This is a genomic window from Paratractidigestivibacter sp. (assembly GCF_052362415.1).
Taxonomy (GTDB): Bacteria; Actinomycetota; Coriobacteriia; order Coriobacteriales; family Atopobiaceae; genus Paratractidigestivibacter.
The window spans coordinates 1-1,766 of sequence record NZ_DAWEMK010000204.1 but is presented as its reverse complement, the minus strand read 5'-3'; the positions used below and the strand labels follow the sequence as shown (position 1 = coordinate 1,766).

Annotated in this window: 2 protein-coding genes; one reads left to right on the top strand and one right to left on the bottom strand. The window is 64.0% G+C overall.

Annotation, left to right across the window (positions count from 1 at the left end):
- A partial coding sequence (locus tag ACT84W_RS10945) for a helix-turn-helix domain-containing protein (RefSeq protein ID WP_444329245.1) occupies positions 1–226 on the top strand: 226 nt, incomplete at its 5' end.
- A 258-nt stretch (positions 227–484) separates the two neighbouring features.
- On the opposite strand, the gene ACT84W_RS10940 is transcribed toward ACT84W_RS10945, so the two are convergent.
- Positions 485–1,525 carry a Gfo/Idh/MocA family protein gene (locus ACT84W_RS10940; RefSeq protein ID WP_444329244.1) on the bottom strand — a complete coding sequence of 347 codons (1,041 nt, stop codon included), beginning with the start codon at positions 1,523–1,525 and terminating at the stop codon, positions 485–487.
- Positions 1,526–1,766 lie beyond the last annotated feature (241 nt).

Sequence of the window (1,766 nt, the reverse complement as noted above, 5' to 3'; positions counted from 1 at the left end):
GCTCATGGACCCGAACCCCGACGGCGCCGCGCCGGAAGGCCCCGAGCTCGCGAAGATGCGCAAGGCGATGCGGGTGACCCAGAAGCAGGCCGCCGCGGGGCTCGGCCTGTCCGCGGCCTCACTCGGTCACCTGGAACATGGGAGACGGCGGTCGACGAAACTGGAGAGGAGGTATTACGAGCTCCTGTGCGAATTGAAGGGAGCGCTCCCGCAAACTGCCTATTGACAACTTATAGGAGCGTCGGTTTTTATTTCTCGAAATTCGGCATGCTTGAGGGTGATCGGTTAAACGTAGTAGATAGGCCCATTTCGTGGCGAACGAATCAGACTGAGGTGCAAAATAGCCCCCGCTCCAGAAAAATCGTCGGCAAGGTAGCAAAAGGCCCCGCGGGCAGGAGGCTGCTCGCGGGGCAAAGAAGAGGGGCTTGTTGGCGGCGGGCCAAGGCGCTCGGCGGGGAGTTTGCCGCGACCCGCTCTTAAGGCATTACAGCTCGACGAGCTGGCCGGTCTCGGCGGCCTCCTTGATGGCGTTGAGAAGCGTGAGCGTCTTGACGTTATCGGCGGGGGTCACGACGGGCTCGACCTCGCGGCGGACGACCTTCACAAAGTGCTTGAGCTGCATCTTGTGCGGCAGCGCCGGGTCCACAGCCGGGATCTCCATCTGCAGCGGCTTGTGCCAGTTAGAGGCGCCGTCGTAGGAGAACTGGTGCAGGCGGGGCAGCGACAGGGCGCCCTTAGTGCCGCCGATAAAGTAGGCGTCGGCGTCGAAGGGGCGGTACTGCGGATCCTCGCGGGCGGTGGCCTCCCAGTTCCAGGGGCTGGCGGTGGCGTCGGAGATGGTCATGCTCGCGAGCGCGCCATCGGAAAAACGGACGTTGACCACGGCGGAGTCCTCGGTCTCAAAACCGCGGGCGGCGCTGGACTGCATACCCTGGACGGCAACGGGCTCGCCCAGCAGGTAGCGGAGCAGGTCGACGTCGTGCACCAGGTTGACCAGGATCGGGCCGGCACCCTTCTTGCGGCGCCATTCGACATCGAAGTACTCGTCATTCTTATAGATCATGTAGTGGAAGCTCGACACGGTGAGCTTGCCCAGCTCGCCGGACTCGATGATCTCCTTGGCCTTGTTGACGAAGGGGTTGTGGCGACGGTGCTGACCCACGAGCACGGGCACGCCGGCGGTTTCGGCCTCGGCGGCGAAGGCCTGGGCATCCTCCAGGTCGTTGGAGATCGGCTTTTCGACCAGCGGCACGATGTTGCGCTTTACAGCCTCGCGGGCAACGCCCAGGTGCAGGTCGTTGGGGGTGGCGATGATGACGGCCTCGGGCTTGATCTCGTCCATCATCTGGGCGGGATCGGTGAAGAACGGCACGCCGGCGGCCTCGGCCGTGGCGCGGGCGCCCTCGAAGGCGTCGGCGATGGCGACGAGCTCGGCCTCGGGCTCCTCGGTGACAAAGCGGATGTGGTTGCGGCCCATGGCGCCGGCGCCGATAACGGCAATGCGGACGGGGTTGAGCTCAGACATTTCGACTCCTTAATGGTGGTGGCGATGGAGTGTGACAAAGGGACAGTCCCTTTGTCACATTGGCAATTGCTAAGCGGACTTCTTCTTGCTGTCGGAGACCATCATGTAGACGGTGAGCACGACGGCGATGGCGGCGATCACGATGGCGCCGTAGAAGGACTGCTGGTAGGCGGCGCTGCCAGCCTCGGCGTGATACAGCACGGCGGTGATGGGCTGGCTGATCCAGGTGGAGGCGGCGTAG